A 21,579-nucleotide genomic window follows, 5' to 3' on the forward strand; every position below is an offset into this window, starting at 1 on the left:
GTATGACGCCATTATAATCGGTGCCGGGATAAACGGTTGTTGCAGTGCCTATTTTCTTCATCGCGCAGGATTACGGGTAGCCCTTGTGGATGAAGCGGGAATTGCTTCGGGCGGCAGCGGGGCGGCTGGAGCATTTATATCTCCCAAAATCTCGAAAGCAGGTGAGCTCAAAGAGATCATGGGTGAAGCTCACGCAGAAGCATTAGCGTTTTATACTGCAAATTTCCCCGAGTTTACCCTCACAAAACCGCTTCTTCATATCGCTAATTCTCCACAAGAGGGGGGAAAAGTAACAGCATTCAAACGTGAGAGCACTCTAGAACAAACCGCCATGAGTGAGGGACTACGTTCTCTTCTCAGTGATGAAGCGCTGCAGTGCGAATCGATCTATTTTTCCCATGGTGCAGTTGTCGATGCTCAAGGCGTGTGTTGCGCATTATCCAACGGCGTTGATTTTTTTTGCTTCAAAGCAGAGAATATTACCCATCAAAATAGTACTTGGCATGTAGGAGAATTACGTGCAAAGCATTTAATCCTCTCTATCGGCGCTTATCCCAAACTTCTGCCGATCGACTACGTTGGGCTTCGTGGTATTTGGGGACATCGCATCGATATACAGACCTCTACCGCTATCCCCTCGATTTTGCATCATCATGTTTCCATTTCACCGACAACGAAAGAGGGGATTGTCGCCATCGGTGCTACGCATGATGTTCACTATTCCCCATTTTCCGGGGAGCCATACGAGAGAGAGGAAGGGAGAAAAATACTCCTTAAAAAAGCCTCTAAAACACTAAAATTAAATAATATTAACATAATGAAAGACTACATGGGACTTCGTTCCGGTTCAAACGATTATCTGCCGATGCTGGGACGTTTGGTGGAGTCTGATGCGACACTACAAAAATATCCCCATATGCGTCATGGAGAGGCGATCGATCCATCCGAATATATCTACTATCCTAATCTTACAATGATAAATGGATCAGGCGGGTATGGTTTTGTCCTCGCTCCGTATCTGGCTAAGCGGTTAAAAGAGTACATTGTGGATGGAGTGAGCATCGATCCTATCCTCTCACCGTCACGTTTCTTTCCGCGTTGGGCAAAACGGAAAAAAAATCAATCGTAAACAACAACTCCATAGTTGTCATCAATACGGTAAAAGCGTGAATCCGCCGTGATAATCAGCTCATCCAAACGGGCGAGATGTACATAGCTTTTTTTACCGATTTTAATCCCGTTTTCGAGAAAAAACCGCTTTAGATTGACAAATTTAATATCATTGACAAACTTGTATTCGAACTGATTGTAGAGGCGCATTTTTTTGTAGCCGAAAATATGGCTGTCGATCCCCAGCTGGGTCGCGGCGTATTGAGTAGGTAGATAGCCGCCGAGATCGGTCAAATCTTCTTCGATATGGGCATATCGCGCAGGAAGGGTACTTTTTTCGAGAAAAACGTACCGGTTGAGCTTGATGTGGCGTGTCTCATTCCAGTATTGATACGCAGGTGAAGAGATATCGAGTTTGGTATAGACCTCTTTCCATAGCCAGTGTTTATCAAGAGTGCAATAGAGGGCAGACATGCTTACTCGTCGTAATCAGGATCGTTAAGGGCTAAACGTTTGGCGTACATGAAACGTTGCTTGTAGTAATCTTTGTCGATGGAATCATATTGTACTTTTTTATTCGAATACGAGGCATGGATAATTTGCCCTTCGCCCGCATAGATTGCAACGTGTGAAGGGTCTGATTTGTAGGTACGGTAAAAGAGAAGATCACCTACTTGTAAATCATCCATACTTACACTTTCCCCTAATTGTGCTTGTTCCGCAGCACTGCGGGGGAGTGAAATACCGAATTGTCGATAGACTTGCTGAGTAAAACCGGAGCAATCGGTACGTTCACCGTCTTTGTTTCCAAAGCCATAGGGAGTTCCTAGAAAATCTTTAGCGTGGGAGAGGAGTTTGTCTTTGGCGTTTTTAATATTTTTGACGATTTTTTGGGTTTTTGTTTTAGATTCTTCTGTCTTGGTGGATTCTTCGGGACAAGCAGCTTTGGAAGCAATAGGGGCAGGTTTTGGAACCATGAGAAAAGGCTTTTCATCTTGACCGATGGTATTGGTTTCAATTTTATCATTTCTCAACACCGAAGCTATGAATGCAACTTCTTTGACTACAGGTTCTGTTGGCGGAGTAGGTTTTGCGATGACTATAGGAGCAGAAGCTTTAATAAACGGGTTCTCTTCGTTTTTGATCGTATCGTTTGTTTTTTTTAATTCACGTTCATATTCTAAGAAGAGGGACGGCTCACGCCTCTGCGACTCTGCCTGAGCCGTGATTGTCAGTAAAATCAGCGATAACACTGTGCGTCTAATCAGCATTAACCCTCCTCATTTTTTCTGCTATGTAGTCATTATAGATTAAAAAGCTTTAGTTTTTTTTATAATCCTAAAATTTAACGGATCGTTATGGTACACTTTCTTTAAAAACGAATGGATAATAAGCATTAGATGAGAGAAGCTATTATACTGCTGAATATGGGTGGACCCAACAACCTGAACGAAGTTGAGATGTTTTTGCACAACATGTTTAACGATCCCTATATCATCCGAACTAAGAGCAATTTACTGCGCCGTTTTATCGCCGGGATGATCACATTAACGCGTGCTGAAAAATCTCAGGATATTTATCGTCAAATCGGGGGAAAATCACCTCTGGTAGAGCTAACGAAAAAACTGGTTTCAGCCTTCTCAAAGGCGGTCGGTCCCCAAGTTATCGTTGATTTCGTCATGCGCTATACTCCACCGATGGCGGAGGAAGTATGTCAACGCCTTAAAGAACAAGGGATAAAAAAAGTCTATTTAATCCCGCTTTATCCTCAATATTCCTCAACGACAACCCAATCTTCGATCGATGATTTTGAAGAAACGGCTCATAAAATAGGGTGGGATGTCATTACGGTAGAGATTAAACATTTTTTTGCGCATGAGACCTATAACCGATGTGTGGTCGATCGTATTCAAGAGTCCTTAGGGGAGGAGAATGCATCGTCATTTGAGATCATTTTCTCCGCCCATGGGTTGCCTCAAAATATCGTTGATCAGGGGGATCCCTATCAGAGACAGGTGATTGCCCATGTCGAATTGATCAAAGAGTTGATGAAAAATATGGGATTGAATTTTAATGGAGTCCATTTGGCCTATCAATCCAAAGTAGGGCCGATGAAATGGCTGGAGCCTTCTTTGGAAAACACGCTTCATACGCTCCGAAACAAACGGGCTATTATCGTCCCAATCGCCTTTACCATCGACAATTCAGAAACCGATTTTGAACTCTCTATCGAATATGCCGAAGTGGCTCATGAACTCGGATACGATGAATATCGTGTCTGCCGCTGTCCAAACGATCATCCTCTTTTTGTCCAAACACTCAAAGAACTCTACGAGAAAATGAGATAAATGAAAAACATTGCCCTCTTCGATATGGACGGAACGCTAATCGATTCGGGTTTAGATATAACCCTCTCGATTAATCATGTCCGTTTAGAGTGCTACGATCTTGAACCGCTCAGTGTTCAGGCCGTTATCGATGCAATAAATGCCCCCGTACGTAATTTAGCTGAGCTTTTTTACGGCAATCCTATTTATGAAAAGCGTGCGAGAGACCTTTTTGAACGCCACTATCACGATCAGTGTATCCAAAATGTAAAACCTTACGAAGGAATCCCGGTACTTTTGGAGAAACTTCATCAAAATGGCTATTTGATGGGAGTCGCGACAAATGCTCCAAGTGTTTTTGCCAAACGGATGTTAGAGCATTTGGGGCTGAATTCTTATTTTAGGCTCATCATCGGTGCCGATGAAGTGGAGTCCCCGAAACCCCATCCACAAATGCTAAACCGTCATCTCGAACACTACGAGTTTCGTTCAGGTACGGATTATGCTTGGATGATCGGTGATAATTCCAAAGATATGGAAGCCGCTTCTCGTGCAGGCATACATAGTGTATTTGCAGGGTGGGGATTCAGTTCGGAGGGAAAAGGGGATTATTATGCATCTTCACCTGAGACGTTATACGATATCATCTGTAAAAAGGGATAAATTATGATCAGTATTGACTTGCTACTCACTATTTTTATCATGTCACTTTTATTTTTACGTCATACCGCAGTCTATAAAGATCCCAATAAAATCAATTATACCCCTGTGGTTTTGGCGCTTGGTGCAATCGGGGGACTGCTTCATTTTATTCTTAGCAGCGGAATGGATGCTAATGTATTTAAAGAATCCCTGTTATCCCTCAGTGTCGGTATCGTCCTCTCTGCCATTATGAGCGTAATGTCTCAGACCGTTTCACTCATGAATAGCCATAATGAACGCCAACGTCTTGTAGGAATCAGTGATGAGATTAATGCATTAGGTTCATCGGTTGGAACACTCAAAGATCGGCTTGATCTCGTCGCTCAAATGGAAAGCTCGACTCACGATCAAATTCGTAATGTCTTCAAAGAAGAGATCGACGCGTTAAACGTCATTCAAGCCAATCAAAAACTTTTTGTTGCTAAAATCGAATCACTTTTGACACAGCAGCAAAGTGCGATGGAAAAATTCGAAGAGTTTACCCTCTCAGAACTTCCGAGTTTGGATAATGTTGTCCATCGTCATATCGATCTTCTGCGTGTTGCGGAACAAGATCATTTCAATCAACTCAAAAGTTCGGTTCGTGTGAACTGCGATGAGCAAAAAGAGCTACACACACAGTTAAAAACCCTGCATGATCTTGTAGTGCAAATTAGCCATCGAGAACTTCCCGATCATACCATTGCCGTTTTGCAAAAAGAGATGGATCGTATTGTCCATGACTTTTCTCACCATTTACAGACCTTAGGGGTTAAAAGCGAATCGATTGTCACTTCATTGCTCGAAAATGATTCTTTGCTAAGAGGCTCACGTGAACAAAGCGAACTGATTATGCAGCAAATGGTTCTCTCTTCGAAACAAATGCGTGAGATGACATCCCATTCAAAAGAGCTCTCCGAATCGCTCAAACCTCTCTCTCGCCTTTTCACTTCTGCCGAAACGCTCCACAATGAGTTTATAAACGCAAAAGGGAAACTCAATGAGTTGATTATTACCCTCGAAGCGTATGAGCACCAAGAGTATCGTGCTATTCGTAAAAGTTTGGAAGAGGTAGCTTCAGAAGCCATTGCACAGATGCGTCTTTTGACCCAAACCCTCCAGAAAACAGAATCTCTACCTCTCATAGAGACGAGAAATGTTCAAGAATTGGCCAGTAAAGTAAAACTGCATAAAAGCTATTTAGGAGAGATGAGAGACGATGTCCTATAAGCAAAAAGCGCAAGAACAAAAACGTGATTTGATTTTAGAAGAGGCGACGGCTCTTTTTATCAAAGAGGGTTATGAGAATATGAAAATCTCAGAGTTAGCAAAAAATGCGGGGGTTTCCATCGGGGTCATTTACACCCTTTTCGGTTCAAAAGAGACACTCTATAACCACTATGTAATGAACCAAATGGAGTATTATATCGAGGTAATTAAAGAAGAATTACAACACCATACGGATCATTTAGAGATGTTAAAAGTGGTCACAAAAATCCACTTTTCCGCCATTATTAAAAATAAAAATGCCCTCAAAGAGAGTATTGTGAGTGATCCGACCTTCTTTCTCAATATTGCCGCTGATGAAGACAATCCTCTCTTGCATTTGTATACCTATATCGCAGAAACAGTTATGAGGCCGCTATTGAACGAAATGGGATGTCAAAAAGATCCTTTGGAAGTTTTTTTTCTCTATGACGGGATTACGTTAGGGATGATTAAATACTGGATAGTAAAAGGCGGAGATTTAATGGAGCGGGTTGATGAGGCAATCGAAACGCTCCTTTTGATACTCAAAAGGTCGTGAGTGAGAGACACCCTGTAATAGGCTGTGTCTCGTTAAGAATTACGACAAATTGCGTCGCTCATAAAATGTGCGCAGTCTTGAATCCATAGGATACATGAGACGGTACAATACCGGAACGATAAAGAGTGCCAACAGGGTTGAGCTGATTAACCCTCCTATGACCGCGATCGCCATCGGTGCGTTGCTCTCATGTCCGGCACCACCGCCGAGAGCCAGCGGAAGCATGGCAAAAATCATCGCAAACGTCGTCATCAAAATAGGGCGAAGACGTTTTTCTCCTGCTTCGAGGAGGGCTTCATCGACATTTTTTCCCTCTTTGATGGCATTATTTGCAAAATCCACCACCAATATGGCATTTTTGCCCACCATACCCATAAGGAGGATAATCCCGATCATTACGAAAATACTAAAGGGATTACCGGTGAGGAACAAGGCCAAAATGACTCCGGTAAAACTGAGCGGCATTGCTACCATAATAATAAACGGCTGTATTAATGATTCATAAAGTGCCGCAAGGATCAAATAGATGAGTACCACAGCAAGCAAGACGGTAAATCCGAATGCTTCTGCCGTCTCCTGCATCCGTTCGATATCACCCGTATAACGGTATTGATACCCCTCGCCTAAGATAGGGGGGAGCTTTTCATCGATCATACTGACAATAGAATCGAGCGGTGCTCCATTAAGGTTTGCCGTTACCAAAATTTTACGTTCCCTATCAAAGCGGTTGATTGATGCAGCTCCTTCTGTCGTCTCCAGCGTAACCAAACCATCGAGCATTACCTGTTCACCCGATGCGGTTTGAATCTGCATCTTTTTAAGGTCTTTCATTAACGAACGGTATTCATCACCCGTACGGAGAGTGATGTCAAACTGACGGCCGTTTTGTTCAAAATTCGATATAGCGCTGTCACTCGAATAGGTTGATCCGATCGCACGGGCAATTTCCTGAGCTGAAATACCTAAACGCTGGGCACTTTCACGATTAACACCGATACGTACTTCAGGTTTCCCCGGTTCAAAATCGGTATCGATATCGATCACACCGTCCGAATCTTTAAGCAATTTCACCAGTGCTAGCGATTTGCTCTCCAGTGTTTTTAAATCCGGTCCTGTTAATACGACCTGAATCGGAGCATTGCTCTCTCCCGTATCGATAGGAGGGACGTCTTCGACACTTATCGTAAAATGAGTATACGATTGGAATTTCTCACGATACGACTGGATAAGCGATTCAAGCCCTTCGCGTTGGCCTACCGGTAAGAGTTTCGCATAAATCATCGCTTTATGCGCCTCCTCAGCGGCGTTGTATCCGATCGAGAGGACGAGCGTTTCGATCCGTTTGTCTTCTTGCATGGTCTTAACCATGGGGGCTATCTCTTTTTTCATCGCTTCGAGTGAAATTCCGACAGGGGCCTTGATCATCACCCGCATTTCGGACATATCTTCCATCGGTACAAAGGTTCCGCCAACTTTTCCCGCAAGAGAGAATGAAAAAATCAATACCGCCAAAACACCAATGACCGTTATCCATTTAAATCGGAGCAAGCGTGTGAGAATAGCGCGGTAAAAGAGGTCGAGTTTTAGAAATATCGGCTCTGTTTTTTGCCAAAATTTACTCTCACCACCGCTTAATAACCGCGCACCGATAGTTGGAATAAACATGATTGCTACGAAATAAGAGATTAGCACCCCAGAGGCAACGGTCATAGCAAACGAGTTGAAAAATTTACCGACAATACCACCCATAAACGCTACCGGTACAAATACCGCTAAGAGCATGGAAGAGATCGCCAAAATAGAAAAAGAGATCTCTTTTACCCCTGCGAATGAAGCCTCCAGCGGTTCCATCCCGTGCTCTATTTTTTTGGAGATGTTTTCGATAACGACAATAGCATCATCAATAAATATCCCTATCGCCAGAGTCAAACCGATGAGAGTGAGACGATTGAGATCATATCCCAGCACATCGATCATGGCAAATGTCCCTATGATAGAAGTCGGGATCGCAAGTGCGGAAATGATTGTAGCGGTTAGATTGCGTAAAAAGAAAAAAACGATCAGCACCGCCAAGATTGAACCGTAAATTAGGTCAAACTTGACATTTTCGATGTTGATGAGAATCTTTTGGGATTGGTCTTCTACCAGTTCTAAATCATACGAATTTCCGGCAAGAACTTTGAGGGAAGGGATCGTCTTTTTTACCCCGGAGATCACCTCCAAATCATTGGTTCCTGCGATTTTTTGCACTTCCAGCAAAACCCCCTCATGCCCGTTGAAGGAAGAGTAGCTTTTGACGTCTTTAAGCCCGTCTTCGACACGCGCAATATCACTCAACCGTACACCGGGAGTGATGACAATGGATTTCAACTGCTCAATCGAGGAGGCGTCGGCACGCGTTTTAAGGATAAATTCGTTTGAATTGGAGATAAGTTTCCCACCCCCGGCACGAACATTTTCTGCTGTGATACGCGATTGAAGGGTCTCAGAGGAGATAGCGTATTTATTCAGTAAAAAAGGATCGGTAAATATCCGGATTTCACGATCTCGATACCCGACGATATCAATTTTAGCAACCCCTTGGATTCGTTGTAACTTCGGCTTGATCTGCTCATCGGCAAAGCGCATCAATGCTATCGGGTCACCGGTTTTGGTACTGATAAAAAGTTTGATGGAAGCGGCACCGGATGCGCTCACTTTTTGTACGGATGGAGATTCTACCTCGGCATCGAGATTAAGCGTTCCGATCTTATCGCGTACATCGTTGGCCGCTTCTTCGATATCTTTGGTCAGCTCAAACTGCACCGTAACAACGCTTAAGCCCTCATAACTGGTGGAAATAAGTTTATCGATTCCATCCACACCGGAGACCGCTTCTTCGATCTTGTCGGTTACTTTGGACTCGACACTCTCAGGATCGGCACCGGGGTAAGCGGTTTGAATCGTTACGATCGGGAAATCGATATTAGGAAACAATGCGACCGGCATAGATCGAAATGATATCATCCCGAAAACTACCAATGTCATCACGAGCATCAAGGTGGTGATAGGGCGATTAATTGCAAATTTATACATGATACTTTCCTAATTCTGCCCAAAATGGGCAAGCTTTAGTGCCATAGCGGCTAGCGTAGCCAAATGGGTTTTACTCATTTGGCGTTCTCAAATAATATATACGCTTCGCCAAAAAGCCCCGGAGCGATGTTAGAGGTGAGTACTTCCGCCGTTGCTTTTCGATTTTTTGCATTGACCGAAGGATAGATTTTTGAAATAGATCCCATTCTCTCTCCCTTCTGACCATCAATACGGTAGCGAACTTTGGAGCCGATTTTAATAGAGTGGAGGTATTTCTCATCGAAATTCAACATAAGCTTTACGTCCGGTGAACTGATAAGATGAAAGAGGGCTGATGCGCCGACGACACTGTCTCCGAGTTCGATATTGCGACTGGCGATGATACCGCTAAACGGTGCACGAAGTCGGGTTTTTTCTAGCAGAGTCTCTTGATATCGTAAAGAAGCTTTTGCTTCTGAAGATGCGGCAGCGGCTTTTTGGTAGGCGAGGGTGTGTTGATCCATCAGTTCCGCTTCGATAACACTTTCGACTTGACGGTAACGATCATAGGTTTGACGGGCAAACTGCTCTTCGATTTTAGCCTTTTTAAGTCTCTCTTTGGCCAGATCGATACCGGCAATTAAATCGTCGTTATCGATTTCCAGCAAAACGGAGCCTTTTTTGACATGGCTTCCGACATCAACATTTAGCCTTTTTACGATTCCTGACGTTGCAAGATTCAAATTGGCCTCTTTACGTGCAAACACATCAAATGTAGCATATACCTCTTCTCCCTGTAACGAGAGGGTTAACAGTATTGATAAAAATAGTATTTTAATCATTGTACAAATTCCTTAGGATCATATCCAGCGTAATAATAATAGGCTGCATGGGCATAATTTAGTGTGCGCAACGCACGATTAAGCTGATTGGTCGAATCAGATAAGACATGGAGTGCATCGAGATAGGTAACATAATCGACGATGCGGGCTTCATATTTCTTTTTTACCGCATCAAACGTTTTGGTAGAAGCTTCTAACGTTTTTTGTGAGGCATCAATTAATACACGGGACCGTTCAATGTAACGTGTCGCCAAAAGACGGTTTTGATTTGCCTCTTTCGTAGCGTACAGCAATTCGCTGCTTTGTGCCTGAGCTTGAGCCACTAAAGCTTGTTTTGATAGCGAGGCAGAAGAAAAATCGATTAAGTTCATACTGAGTGAGGCAATCAATTTATTTTGTTGATCGACACGCATTTGAGCAATCGGATCTTTATAATAATCGTTAAACGTGTACTGATCTTCGAGCTTAATGGTAGGGAGATTTTGAGCATCGCGCATTTGCGCTTCATGCATTTTTGCATCTCGCGAATATTTCAGGGCATTGATTTTATCGAGTTCTTGGATCTTAATCTCTTTAGGTGCTAAAACATTCGATTCACTCAAATCCGTAATTTTTTGATTGCTTATCGTTTCCAAATCAGCTTTTTGTCGATCGGCTTGGTAATTCAAGTTTTCAATTTTAAAATGCACATCGGATACTTCTGATCGCATTCTCATCAGCGCATCTTCACTTACAAGTCCAGCCGATTGAAATTTTTCTAAACGGACCATTTGTGCTTCGAGTTGATCTCGCATCGTGTTCAATGTTTGTATTTCATCTATCGTATTTTGAAATTCAAAATATTGTTTGATTACCGTGAGTGAAATCTCTTTTTTAGCACCGTCAAGATTGTGCTTTGCCGCATTTTCAAGTGCCTTGTTTTGGTCGAGGAGATTTTCACGTTTGAACCCGTCAAAGACGATAAATTCCCCTTTTACACCTGCACTGTAACTTTGCTTTGCATCAAAACCGCCGGTTCGATCGACAAATGAAGCCGTTCCAAAGCCGTCTAACCGAGGAAAATAGGCATATTTTGCCGATTCGTAGCCTAACTTAGCTGCGCTAGATTGCTGTTGATAACTCTCTATCCGCTCATTATTCTGTGCTGAATCGATCAAAGAGGGAAGTGTAGTTTGTGCGTGAAGGGCATAGGATGCCATGAGCAAATAGATGATTCGCACGATAATTCCTTGTTTCAATGTCCTTAAAAGAGAGAAGTATAAAGGGAAGATCTTTAAATATGAATTAAGTTCATTTTTCTTCTATTTGTCCAATTTATCTAAAAGACTTTATAATGGCAAAAAAATAAGGGTTTTAGTCAATGGTAGAATTTTATGAACTTTTCGATGATGAAAATATACCGTATCGCTGTGATGTAGAATTGGACCTCATCGAAGAATCACCCCAAGAAGAACGTCCCTGGCTTTTATGGCTTTTTGTAAAAGCAGATACCGTTACGGAAAGTTTAGAATCTTTTACCAATGATTTAATCACAGCTTTAAATACATCCGTAGACGCGGTATTTGCCGGCAGAGTAATGAAAGAGGGATGGGCAGAATTTTATTTTTATGCACCTCAATCCAAACGGTTTGAAAACATCAGTTCCGAAGTAATGAACAATCACGGCGGGTATGTCTATGAACGCGGTTCTTCCAGAGACAGTAAATGGGAGATGTACAGCGACAATCTCTATCCTGATGCGTATGGGTTGCTCAGCATTCAAAACCGTCATACGATTGACGCATTACTCGAAGCAGGGGATGATTTGAATATTGTTAGAGAAGTTGAACACTATCTCTTTTTCCAAACCAAAACGTCAATGGAACGGGCTGTATCTCAGCTCTCTTCACACGGCTATGAGGCAAAAGAGTATGTCAATGATGATGAAAGCGATTACGGCTACGGTGTGGTTCTCGTTAAAACCGAAGCGATCAATCCTGAAATCATCGAAGAGACAACGACATCACTCTATGAATCAGCCATCCAAGAACATGGTATTTATGAGGGTTGGAGCACGGTGTTGGGTGAGAAACAATAATGGCGCTCAATAAACCTCGTTATACACTATTTAAAAATACCCGATATGCCTTGAACGGTCTGCTGGAAGTGAGCCAAAACGAAAAATCGTTTCGTTTGCAGATCCTCCTCTTTGTTGCGGGGATGATTACAGCGTGGGTATTACCTATCACCTTTTTGCAAAGTGCTATTTTGGCGGTTTCACTGTTTATCCCTCTGATGGCGGAAATGATCAACAGTGCTGTTGAGAGAACGGTTGATTTGGTCACTTTTGATCACCATGAACTGGCAAAACGGGCAAAAGATGCGGGAGCCGCCTTGGTATTTCTCTCTCTTGGAATGCTGGCGTTTATTTGGGGGCTTACTCTCTATTACGCATTTTGTCTGTAACGTTTTTGTAAGAGACTTTAACCTATAATTTCCATAATTTTAAATCAGGGGATATGCCGTGGCAACAGCACTTATTATCGGCGCCGGTGGAGTAGGGCGCGTAGTGGCACATAAATGTGTCATGAACAACCAAATTTTTGATCGTATCATTTTAGCGAGCCGCAGTATCGGGCGTTGTGAAGAGATTAAAAGCGAACTTCCAGAAGGTGCAATCGAAATCACAACCGTAGATGCGGATAATACCGATGAAGTTATCGCATTAATCCAAAAATATTCACCTGATATTTTGATCAATGTAGCATTACCGTACCAAGACCTCACAATCATGGATGCGTGTATCGCGACAAAAACCCCATACCTTGATACCGCAAACTACGAACATCCAGATGAGGCGAAATTCGAATACAAACTCCAATGGGAGAGAGATGCGGCGTTTAAAGAAGCGGGAATCATGGGATTACTCGGAAGCGGATTTGATCCGGGTGCGACCAACGTGTTCTGTGCCTATGCTCAAAAACACTATTTTGATGAGATCCATACGATCGATATCCTTGACTGTAACGCAGGAGACCACGGCTATGCTTTCGCAACCAATTTCAACCCTGAGATCAACCTCCGCGAAGTGAGTGCAAAAGGTCGCTATTGGGAAAATGGTGAATGGATCGAAACCGCACCGATGGAGATCATGCAAGTATGGGATTATCCTGAAGTGGGACCAAAAGACAGTTATCTTCTCTACCACGAAGAGATGGAATCACTCGTCAAGCACATCAAAGGACTTAAGCGCATCCGTTTCTTTATGACGTTCGGTCAAAGCTACCTTACCCACATGAAATGTTTAGAGAACGTCGGAATGTTGGGAATTGAGCCGGTAGAACATCAAGGGATGAAAATTGTCCCTATGGAATTTCTAAAAACATTGCTCCCTGATCCGGCGTCACTCGGTCCTCGCACCAAAGGCAAAACCAATATCGGTATCGTAGCTGAAGGTCTCAAAGACGGCAAAAAACGTAAAATCTACATCTATCAGATCAAAGACCACGAAGAGTGCTACGCTGAAGTTAAATCCCAAGGTGTCTCGTATACTACGGGTGTCCCTGCCGTTATCGGTGCAAAACTGATGGTTGAGGGTAAATGGAGCGGTACTGGTGTATTCAACATGGAACAACTCGACCCTGATTTCTTCATGGATGAGATGAACACCCAAGGACTTCCTTGGAATGTTATCGAGATGGACGTATAACGTCTATCTAAACAACGCACTCGCATAACCCACCACGCGGGAGCTATCTCCACTCGCATCGGCACTGGTGCGATAATCGAGCAATATCGCTTCCATAGTACGTTTATTCGCCACATCCAGCATCGCTTCTACGCCGATTTTTCCGCACGCTTCGCATCCTTGATGGAGCATCGTACTGTTCTCATGTCGAATCGCTTCCAAACAGATCAAATCGAGTTCTTTCGCTTCATCCAACGAATAATAGTGACTTAGATCGGTGCTGATAACGACGGCGGTATCGGGCTGATTCAACAGATAATCGATGATAGGGGAGATTTGCAGCGGATCAGCGTGGGCATAGACCAGTTCCACCACTTTTACATTGTCCATATAGTGTTTAATAAACGGCATCTGAACTTCGGTGCTGTGTTCATGATGCGCTGTCTCGAATGTCGTGAGTGCGAATTGTTTTTTGAGTTCTTCGACTAAAGCCGTATCGATCTCTAACTCTCCCAGCGGCGTTTGATAGAACTCACTATCTGCGATACTAACTCCCTCAAAACCGACTTTATGAGACGGTCCTATAACGATGATGGTTTTAGGAAGAGAATGGCTTAGAATTCGGAAGGCGATATTCGCCGTGAACCCTGAGTAGACCCACCCTGCATGGGGAACGATAACCGCATTGCCATGTAAAGCATCAAAACGTGCCGCAACATCGGGATGAGATTCGAGTATCGTGTTAAAATAATCGATCATTGTGGTAATTTCGATGGACGATTCGGGATAAAAACTCCCTGCAACGCTCATTTTTCTTTTATTCATGGGGTTCTTCCTCAAATTTTTGGACTTGATAAATATAAATCTCAGGGTGATGAGAGAGGGGATCGGATCCGAGACCCGCTTTCATCCCAAGATGATCAAAAAAACTATCGAAATCACTCAAATCCTCCCATACTTGCGGCAAAAAAGTCGCTTGATGATTTCCATGACGTAGAATAACACCATCAATATCGGGGTGAATCAAACCTTTTAATTCGCTTTTAGAACTGTACTCGACAAGCTGTGGCGGCGTTAAAAGAGAAACTTCAATACGAATTTCAGAAAATTCTTCAGGACTCAGCGGTGCAAATCTCGGATCACGAAAGGCCGCAGATTTTGCATTAGAGATTAAATCCTCCACGAGAGGTCTGTGTGCGATTAAAGAGCCGATACACCCCCGTAGTTTACCGTTGTGGGTCAGAGTCACAAAGGTTGCACACGGCTGTGCCAGATCGGGATAAGCATGAAGAAGGGCATTGGTATCAATTTGCGAATTTTCAAAAGCAGAAAGAATCGCCTCTCTGGCAATCGTGAGGTACAATTTATGTATCATCTTAACCCCCTTGCAATTTCATCTTTTTATTCTATCACTCCTTCCCTTCCAAAGCAAGGAAAGTGTTACAAGGTTTGAAATAGCGATATGCTACAATCACGCCATTATTTTCCAAGGATTTAGAGATGAGTATCGATTTTTCAAAACTCCCCCACACCCCATGCTATATTTGTGAAGAGGCTCTCTTAGAGAAAAACTTACAAGTTATGGAACGTGTACAGCGTGAATCGGGAGCAAAAATCATCCTTGCACTCAAAGGTTTTGCGATGTGGTCCACCTTTCCGCTCGTATCCAAATACCTTCACGGATGTACGGCGAGTGGACTTCACGAAGCCAAATTAGCACGTGAGAAGATGAATAAAGAGGTTCACACCTACTCTCCGGCATTCAAAGACGAAGATATCGATGAGATCGCTCAAATCTCCGATGATATCGTATTCAACTCACCCGCACAGTTTCGCCGTTATTATGAGCGTGTCAAATCAATCAATCCTAACATCTCGGTATCCCTCCGCGTTAATCCGGAGTACTCATCATCACCGGTCGATCTCTATAACCCTTGCGGAGTTTACAGCCGTTTGGGTACAACAATAGCCAATTTTGACGATACGATTGTTTCCAAACTCGACGGGCTTAACTTCCACGCACTGTGCGAACAAAACGTCGATGCCTTGGAAGGGGTCCTTGACGCGTTCGAAGCAAAATTCGGCGATTACATTGATGGAATGAAATACATCAATTTCGGAGGAGGGCACCATATCACCCGTGTCGATTATGATGTGGATCGTCTTATTGAGGTTATCAAAGAGTTTAAAAAACGGCACAACGATATCACCGTCTATCTCGAACCCGGAGAAGCGATCGGATGGCAAACCGGACCTTTGGTTGCATCGGTACTGGATATCGTCCACAACGGGATGGATATCGCCATCTTAGACAGCTCCGCTGAAGCACACATGCCCGATACCCTCGCGATGCCGTATCGAGCAATGATACGAGGCTCAGGAGAAGCGGGTGAAAAAGCGTATACGTACCGTTTTGGAGGAAATACGTGTCTCGCAGGGGATATCATGGGTGATTACTCATTTGATGAGCCGCTCAAAGTGGGTGATTATATTATCTTCGAAGATCAAATCCATTATACATTCGTGAAAAACACAACTTTCAATGGAATCAAACTCCCATCACTTGCCATTTGGACCAAAGAGGGTGAGCTCAAAATTGTCCATGAATTCGGATATGAGGATTATCGAAATCGTCTCTCTTGATTCAACGTTTAGCAAGGGTTAGTGCAACAACTTCGGCTAATTGCTCGTACGATTGAGAGGTAGGCAGCGTTAGTTCGATTAATGTTTTTAAAGCATTTTGTTCGTAAAACAGTTTTTTATTCCGACGTACAAGCTCTATTTTTTTATTGGCTAAACGTCCCTTTGAAAGTTCTAAATGATATTTTTCACTTTTCTTTTGCACGAATAAATTGTCTTGCAAATTATTAAGACGCTGTATTTCAGTATGATTCGAATTATTTGTCTTTGCCTTGGATTTTAACTTCAGAATGTCTCCATCATTTTCCGCAATCAAAGATTCAATTTCTTCTACTTTCTCACCGATCAGATTGCATTGATCTTTTTCAGACTCAATTTCAGCTTGAGATTCACTAATTTTGGTTTGCGCAAAATTAATTGCCTCTTTTTGAGCACTGATACGAAGTTTCATCTGCTTGTACTGCATCATAATTGAAAGAATAGAACTGTAGTTCCACTTTTGATTCTTCGTATCTGTAATCGCATACTTTTGAACTTTATTTCCGTTTGCATCAATAATAATTTCATCAGCATAATATTTAATGAAAAGTTCAGTATTTTTATCTCGATTTTCTACAAACTGTAAAAGATTTTTTGCCGTGTATAAAAATATGCTTTGAAAATATTGGCGTAGAACATACCCTGAAAAGCCTTCAATTTTGTCTCTTTCCTCTTCGTTGAGAATCTCTAAAAGAAGTATTTCAATCATCGTTCGAAATACCGGTATACAGGTTCTTGAAAATGTATGATTATCTATGATTGAAAAATTTAACTTTTCGGCGATAACTTCATCTAAAGCAGGTTCTATATGTAACCATGCACCATCAGGAAAATTGTTGGTATACATCTCAGCCATTAATTCCGGAGATTCACCGGCAAACCTTTTGTCCATTCCTGCAGGGATTTTTTTAGCAGGTATATAGTTCCGTATAGTTATCCGTCCCCGTATAAACAGAACAATATCACGCTGATCCAACTCAAAAATTTTATCAATTTGTTGACGCATCACTTGTCGTGCAGTTTCAAAATTTTGATTCATCTCTACAAAAGGTTGAAATAATTCACTTCGGAGCATTTCCGGGATTGAGATAAGATGAGGCAATAAAGAAAACTCTGCTTTCCGCTTTAGAATGTCAATCAAACACAACCTATTTTGAAATATTATACGGTCTAATGGTTCGGACCCTGAAGAAGATGCTAAAGATTGTTGCAAAGTACATTGTGTCATGGATAACTCTACCTCAATCTCTTGGTAGGTTTTAGTAAAATAGATGCAAAGTGCTTTCTTGATAGCACCTTTTTTATCGTTAAACAAAATTTCATTATGAATATTCAATTTTTTTAAAAGGGTTCTGTAGGACTCCTGTGTAAAATCGAGGGCATAGAGATCACATGGCATAAATTCATCGAGTACGATTACCATATCCGATACAACTTTTGGATTCATGGTGTTACACTGACATCTTAAACGATTTCATCTCGGAGCTTTTTAATAATTTCCTGCTCACGCTTCGTAATGTATTTACTGAGTTCCCCCTCTTGCTGAAGGGTAGGAATAATTTTAAAATGGTATTTGTATCCACCCTCATAAGAGGATTTGTAGACCAGCTGCCCTTTGAACTCTACCGGATTTCCCATCACTTCAGCTGGAAACATTAAAGATACTTCGCTCAGGGTAGGCAGTGCGTAGGATTGTTTACTGGTAACCGCTATCCCTCCGATCGAAATATCATACAGGTTGCAGTGTAATGTCAGTTTTGGATGCTGGACCATAAAGGAAAACGGCTTAGGGGGGTGAACGCGAATGCTTTGTCGATGAAAAAGCGATGTTTCAAGCTGATCAAAACGTTTGAGTTCCAACACACGTTCTCCATCGACCATAATCGGGTTTACGGAAGCATAGACATCATTGACTAATTGTCCGTTTTTGAGGATATAAATGCCGTTTTGCAATATAGCAGCTGTTTCTTGGAGTGGGTGTACCCGAAGAATGACACTTTGAATATCGGTATGAAGAATATGTGCCGGGTATTGTATCGGTACACCGTAGTAAGTATTAAGCACCGTGATGGGTTTTGCACGTTGACGGAGTTTTTCAAGAGCATTGATAAAGGTATCTTCAAAAATAAAGAATGATTCATCGTCTAATCGATTCGAAGCATGGGTTATAAAACGTTCAATCGCCGTAGCAAACAGAATAATTTTTTCCCAGCCGCCCAGATTGCCGTAAAAAGATTTGATGTAATAATTAAGAACGATGTAAAAAGTATCGGAGAAAAAACGTTCTACCGCTTCAGAATTGCGAAAGAGGTCTCGAACATCGCTGAGCACCGTAGCATAATTCCCTTTTTTGTCCAAAAAGAGCCAATCGTAGAGTTTGCCGATCAGTTGTTGAAAACGGCTTTGGGAAACAAGCTCTTTTTCATTTTCAGAATAAACTTTCCAAGCCGCTTTGATAAATGTTAAACGAAATGCATCGGCATCAAATTTCGGATGGACCAGTGATTTAAAAACATTGATAGGTGATTTATTGACCAAAACATACACCTTGTTCTTGAAATTCAATAGCAGCTTTTATGGCATTAGTATAACTTAATATGGACGCTTTATTTTCATAAGCGATGTCAAATGCTGTCCCATGATCAACCGAAGTACGGATAATCGGCAACCCTAAGGAGACATTAATCCCTTCATCAAAATAGAGTGCTTTGAGCGGAGCCAATCCCTGATCGTGATACATAGCAACAATCGTTTTATAATACTCTCTGCTTCGAGGTGTAAAGGCGACATCGGGGACTAAAGGGCCTTCAAATATATTCGCTCTAATTTTCCGATTCGCTTCATTAATGGCCTCTTCAATAACCGTCTCTTCATTACCCAAAACACCGTGATCCCCCGCATGCGGGTTAAGCCCCAGTACCCCGATAGGAGAGCGATTGATACTTTTATGCAAAAGCAGCAGAAAATCGGTAATCTTTTCAACACGGATATGGTCAATAACTTTTCGGAGCGGAATATGTTCGGTATACAATGCAACATAGAGCTTATCGCATCCAAGCATCATAATCGCATCGCTTTTAAAGATATCACGCAGGGCATCCGTATGTCCGACGTATTCGATCCCTGCCATCATCCATGCTTCTTTATGGATAGGGAGAGTGACGATCGCATCAACGGCTTTTGATTGAGCGAGTTCCACAGCCGCGATAAAAGAATCATAGCTGTAACGTCCGCTAGAAGCCGATACTTTCCCTGGTTCGATTGTAAATTCACCGGGGACTTTAAACATATAAAAATCATTCGGAAATTGGGTATGCAGCAACGATGCCGCTTGTTGTGCCATTGTGTAATTGATACAGTAGAGAGGATTGCAAAGCTGTTTGATCACGTTATGAGCTTTGAGTATAATCTCAAAACCCACACCGTTCAAATCTCCTACGCTGATTGCGATACTCTTTAACGCTGGCATAAGGCTTTCATGTCCGATACAGCCGTCGCTAAACCTGTAAATACCGCACGTGCAATAATACTCTGTCCGATGTTTAGCTCCTCGATCGTATCAATCTCAACAATTGGCTTAACATTCTGGTAATTCAGTCCATGTCCTGCGGCTACTTTCAATCCTAACATACGTGCCTTGTTGGCCGTATCGACAATCTCTTCATACGATCGATTCAAACGGCTATCGAGTTCTTTACGGCTTAGACGGAGCGATTTAATCGCATGGTGTGAATGGGGAAGGGCGGAGTGACGCATTGCGTATACGTTCGCATACGTACCGGTATGCAGTTCAATCCATTGTGCTCCAAGCTTGCTGGAATATTCTACTGCTTCATGAGTAGGATCAATAAAAAGGGAGACTTCTATCTCATTTTCCAAAAGTTTATTAATAGCATTTAATATTGATTCGTATTGTCCTTTAACATCGAGTCCCCCCTCTGTCGTAACCTCTTCTCTTTTTTCAGGAACCAAGGTAGCACGATGGGGACGTAATCGGCAGACAATGTCGATAATTTCAGGATTGATGGAACACTCTAAATTAACAGGGAGAGAAGAAGTTTCCAGAATACGACGGACATCTTCATCATGTATATGACGGCGATCTTCACGTAAATGGATTGTGATCTGATTTGCACCATTTAGTGCACAGATGCCTAATGCCATCAGGGGATCGGGATCATTGATTTTACGTGCCTCTCGAAGTACCGCGATATGATCGATATTAACACCGAGCTTAAGATTGTCTTCGAGCATAGAAATCCTTTTTAAATTGAATGAATTGACCGGATAGGATAGCTACACGGGCTTGTTTAACCAGCCACAGGTAATAATGGAGATTATGAAGCGATGCGAGACGAAAATAGGTCAGCTCTTTGGAACGGAACAAATGGTGAAGGTACGCACGGCTATAACGGCGGCAGGTGTAGCACTGGCATTCAGGATCGATCGGTTCGGCATCGAATTTATAACGAGCACCTTTGATATTTACTTTTCCAAACGTCGTAAAGAGGGTTCCGTTACGGGCATTGCGAGTCGGCATAACGCAGTCGAACATATCAACACCCCGTTCGATGTTCTCAACCAAATCTTCAGGCGTTCCAACCCCCATGAGATAGCGTGGCTTATCAGCGGGCATCAATGGGGTAGTGTGTTCAACCGTATCGTACATGAGATTGTTCGCTTCACCGACCGAAAGACCTCCGATAGCAAATCCGTCATAATCCATCGCGCAGAGTTCTTCAGCCGATTGAGTACGGAAATTAAAGTCCGTTCCCCCTTGGATAATGGCAAAAATGTTTTGATTGACACCTATCCCTTTCGTCTGATTGTTTCGGTGATAGTCGATCGATTGCTGCGCCCATTGGGTTGTCCGCTGAATCGACGTTTTGATACGCTCCTGTGTTGCGGGAAGGGCGACGAGGTCATCGAGAATCATCATAATGTCGCTGTTCAGATTGTTTTGGATATCGATCACTTTTTCGGGGGTAAAAAAGTGTTTGGAGCCGTCGATGTGAGAGCGAAATTCGATCCCTGATTCGGTCGGTTTGGAGATATCACTGAGGCTAAATGCCTGAAACCCGCCGCTATCAGTCAAGAAGCTGTTCGGATAGGTCGTATAGCCGTGTAAACCACCCAATTTAGCGACAGTCTCATCTCCGGGGCGCAGATACATGTGATAGGTATTGGCAAGAATGATTTGAGTATCCAAAAGCTCCGTCATATCGGCCATATCAAGTGCTTTTACCGAGCCTACCGTCCCTACCGGCATGAAAATAGGGGTTTGTATTGTCGAGTGTGCCGTTGTGATCGTACATGCTCGTGCTTTGCCGCAGGTGGCATCGACCTTAAATTCCATAAAATACCTTGAGTTTTTTCGTTATTTTACCGCATCTAAGCGGGTTTGTCATTATT

At 42.7% G+C, this 21,579-nt stretch carries 21 protein-coding genes; 9 read left to right on the forward strand and 12 right to left on the reverse strand.

Features of this window, described 5'->3' with window-relative positions:
• Positions 1–1,129: FAD-binding oxidoreductase (locus A3G19_RS10480; RefSeq protein ID WP_294872681.1), on the forward strand; the 1,129-nt coding region annotated here is incomplete at its 5' end.
• Here the strand turns inward: A3G19_RS10480 and A3G19_RS10485 are convergent.
• Both A3G19_RS10485 and A3G19_RS10490 read right to left on the reverse strand, forming a co-directional pair.
• Positions 1,120–1,584: a hypothetical protein gene (locus A3G19_RS10485; protein ID WP_015653594.1), complete on the reverse strand. Its 465-nt coding sequence runs from the start codon at positions 1,582–1,584 to the stop codon at positions 1,120–1,122. The genes A3G19_RS10480 and A3G19_RS10485 overlap by 10 nt on opposite strands.
• Positions 1,585–1,586: 2 nt before the next feature.
• On the reverse strand, positions 1,587–2,381 hold the full coding sequence (locus tag A3G19_RS10490; RefSeq protein ID WP_294872684.1) for a C40 family peptidase: 795 nt from the start codon (positions 2,379–2,381) through the stop codon (positions 1,587–1,589).
• Positions 2,382–2,510: 129 nt separating this feature from the next.
• Between A3G19_RS10490 and hemH the strand changes: the two genes are divergently transcribed.
• From hemH to A3G19_RS10510, 4 genes are read left to right on the forward strand one after another with little or no spacing between them, the layout of a single operon-like run.
• Positions 2,511–3,458 (forward strand): ferrochelatase, encoded by a 948-nt coding sequence (gene hemH, locus A3G19_RS10495; RefSeq protein WP_294872687.1) that lies wholly within the window; start codon positions 2,511–2,513, stop codon positions 3,456–3,458.
• Positions 3,459–4,100, forward strand: a complete 642-nt coding sequence (locus A3G19_RS10500; RefSeq protein ID WP_294872689.1) for an HAD family hydrolase — start codon at positions 3,459–3,461, stop codon at positions 4,098–4,100.
• A 3-nt stretch (positions 4,101–4,103) separates the two neighbouring features.
• A complete protein-coding gene (locus A3G19_RS10505) occupies positions 4,104–5,348 on the forward strand; it encodes a hypothetical protein (protein ID WP_015653590.1) in 1,245 nt (414 codons plus the stop codon).
• Positions 5,338–5,925: a TetR/AcrR family transcriptional regulator gene (locus A3G19_RS10510; RefSeq protein WP_294872692.1), complete on the forward strand. Its 588-nt coding sequence runs from the start codon at positions 5,338–5,340 to the stop codon at positions 5,923–5,925. Before A3G19_RS10505 ends, A3G19_RS10510 begins: the two co-directional genes overlap by 11 nt.
• Positions 5,926–5,964: 39 nt before the next feature.
• Here A3G19_RS10510 and A3G19_RS10515 read toward each other — a convergent pair whose 3' ends face one another.
• From A3G19_RS10515 to A3G19_RS10525, 3 genes are all read right to left on the reverse strand, one after another.
• Positions 5,965–9,000, reverse strand: coding sequence for an efflux RND transporter permease subunit (locus A3G19_RS10515; RefSeq protein WP_294872694.1), 3,036 nt, complete (start codon positions 8,998–9,000; stop codon positions 5,965–5,967).
• A 74-nt stretch (positions 9,001–9,074) separates the two neighbouring features.
• Positions 9,075–9,821, reverse strand: a complete 747-nt coding sequence (locus A3G19_RS10520) for an efflux RND transporter periplasmic adaptor subunit (RefSeq protein WP_294872697.1) — start codon at positions 9,819–9,821, stop codon at positions 9,075–9,077.
• Positions 9,818–11,041: a TolC family protein gene (locus tag A3G19_RS10525; RefSeq protein WP_294872700.1), complete on the reverse strand. Its 1,224-nt coding sequence runs from the start codon at positions 11,039–11,041 to the stop codon at positions 9,818–9,820. Before A3G19_RS10525 ends, A3G19_RS10520 begins: the two co-directional genes overlap by 4 nt.
• A gap of 140 nt (positions 11,042–11,181) precedes the next feature.
• On the opposite strand from A3G19_RS10525, the gene A3G19_RS10530 reads away from it, so the two are divergent.
• The 3 genes from A3G19_RS10530 to A3G19_RS10540 are packed head-to-tail and all read left to right on the forward strand — an operon-like array spanning position 11,182 to position 13,509.
• Positions 11,182–11,898, forward strand: a complete 717-nt coding sequence (locus A3G19_RS10530) for a DUF695 domain-containing protein (RefSeq protein WP_015653585.1) — start codon at positions 11,182–11,184, stop codon at positions 11,896–11,898.
• Complete coding sequence (locus A3G19_RS10535) at positions 11,898–12,266, forward strand: diacylglycerol kinase (protein ID WP_015653584.1); 369 nt, start codon at positions 11,898–11,900, stop codon at positions 12,264–12,266. The genes A3G19_RS10530 and A3G19_RS10535 overlap by 1 nt, the downstream gene beginning before the upstream one ends.
• Positions 12,267–12,324: 58 nt before the next feature.
• On the forward strand, positions 12,325–13,509 hold the full coding sequence (locus tag A3G19_RS10540; protein WP_015653583.1) for a saccharopine dehydrogenase family protein: 1,185 nt from the start codon (positions 12,325–12,327) through the stop codon (positions 13,507–13,509).
• A gap of 3 nt (positions 13,510–13,512) precedes the next feature.
• On the opposite strand, the gene amrB is transcribed toward A3G19_RS10540, so the two are convergent.
• Positions 13,513–14,313 (reverse strand): AmmeMemoRadiSam system protein B, encoded by an 801-nt coding sequence (gene amrB / locus A3G19_RS10545; RefSeq protein WP_015653582.1) that lies wholly within the window; start codon positions 14,311–14,313, stop codon positions 13,513–13,515.
• Entirely contained in the window at positions 14,306–14,863 is a 558-nt protein-coding gene (gene amrA / locus A3G19_RS10550) for an AmmeMemoRadiSam system protein A (RefSeq protein WP_015653581.1), read from the reverse strand. Before amrA ends, amrB begins: the two co-directional genes overlap by 8 nt.
• Before the next feature lie 125 nt (positions 14,864–14,988).
• Between amrA and nspC the strand changes: the two genes are divergently transcribed.
• Positions 14,989–16,131: a carboxynorspermidine decarboxylase gene (gene nspC, locus A3G19_RS10555; protein ID WP_294872703.1), complete on the forward strand. Its 1,143-nt coding sequence runs from the start codon at positions 14,989–14,991 to the stop codon at positions 16,129–16,131.
• A 1-nt stretch (position 16,132) separates the two neighbouring features.
• Here nspC and A3G19_RS10560 read toward each other — a convergent pair whose 3' ends face one another.
• The 5 genes from A3G19_RS10560 to tgt are packed head-to-tail and all read right to left on the reverse strand — an operon-like array spanning position 16,133 to position 21,523.
• Positions 16,133–17,614 carry a hypothetical protein gene (locus A3G19_RS10560; RefSeq protein ID WP_294872706.1) on the reverse strand — a complete coding sequence of 494 codons (1,482 nt, stop codon included), beginning with the start codon at positions 17,612–17,614 and terminating at the stop codon, positions 16,133–16,135.
• Between the two features lie 17 nt (positions 17,615–17,631).
• Positions 17,632–18,705 (reverse strand): PilZ domain-containing protein, encoded by a 1,074-nt coding sequence (locus tag A3G19_RS10565; RefSeq protein ID WP_015653578.1) that lies wholly within the window; start codon positions 18,703–18,705, stop codon positions 17,632–17,634.
• Positions 18,695–19,636, reverse strand: a complete 942-nt coding sequence (pdxA, locus tag A3G19_RS10570) for a 4-hydroxythreonine-4-phosphate dehydrogenase (RefSeq protein ID WP_294872709.1) — start codon at positions 19,634–19,636, stop codon at positions 18,695–18,697. Before pdxA ends, A3G19_RS10565 begins: the two co-directional genes overlap by 11 nt.
• Positions 19,624–20,421 (reverse strand): pyridoxine 5'-phosphate synthase, encoded by a 798-nt coding sequence (locus A3G19_RS10575; RefSeq protein WP_294872712.1) that lies wholly within the window; start codon positions 20,419–20,421, stop codon positions 19,624–19,626. The genes pdxA and A3G19_RS10575 overlap by 13 nt, the downstream gene beginning before the upstream one ends.
• Positions 20,402–21,523 (reverse strand): tRNA guanosine(34) transglycosylase Tgt, encoded by a 1,122-nt coding sequence (tgt, locus tag A3G19_RS10580; RefSeq protein WP_015653575.1) that lies wholly within the window; start codon positions 21,521–21,523, stop codon positions 20,402–20,404. The genes A3G19_RS10575 and tgt overlap by 20 nt, the downstream gene beginning before the upstream one ends.
• Between the last annotated feature and the right edge of the window lie 56 nt (positions 21,524–21,579).

The organism is Sulfuricurvum sp. RIFCSPLOWO2_12_FULL_43_24 (assembly GCF_001829605.1).
Lineage (GTDB): Bacteria > Campylobacterota > Campylobacteria > Campylobacterales > Sulfurimonadaceae > Sulfuricurvum.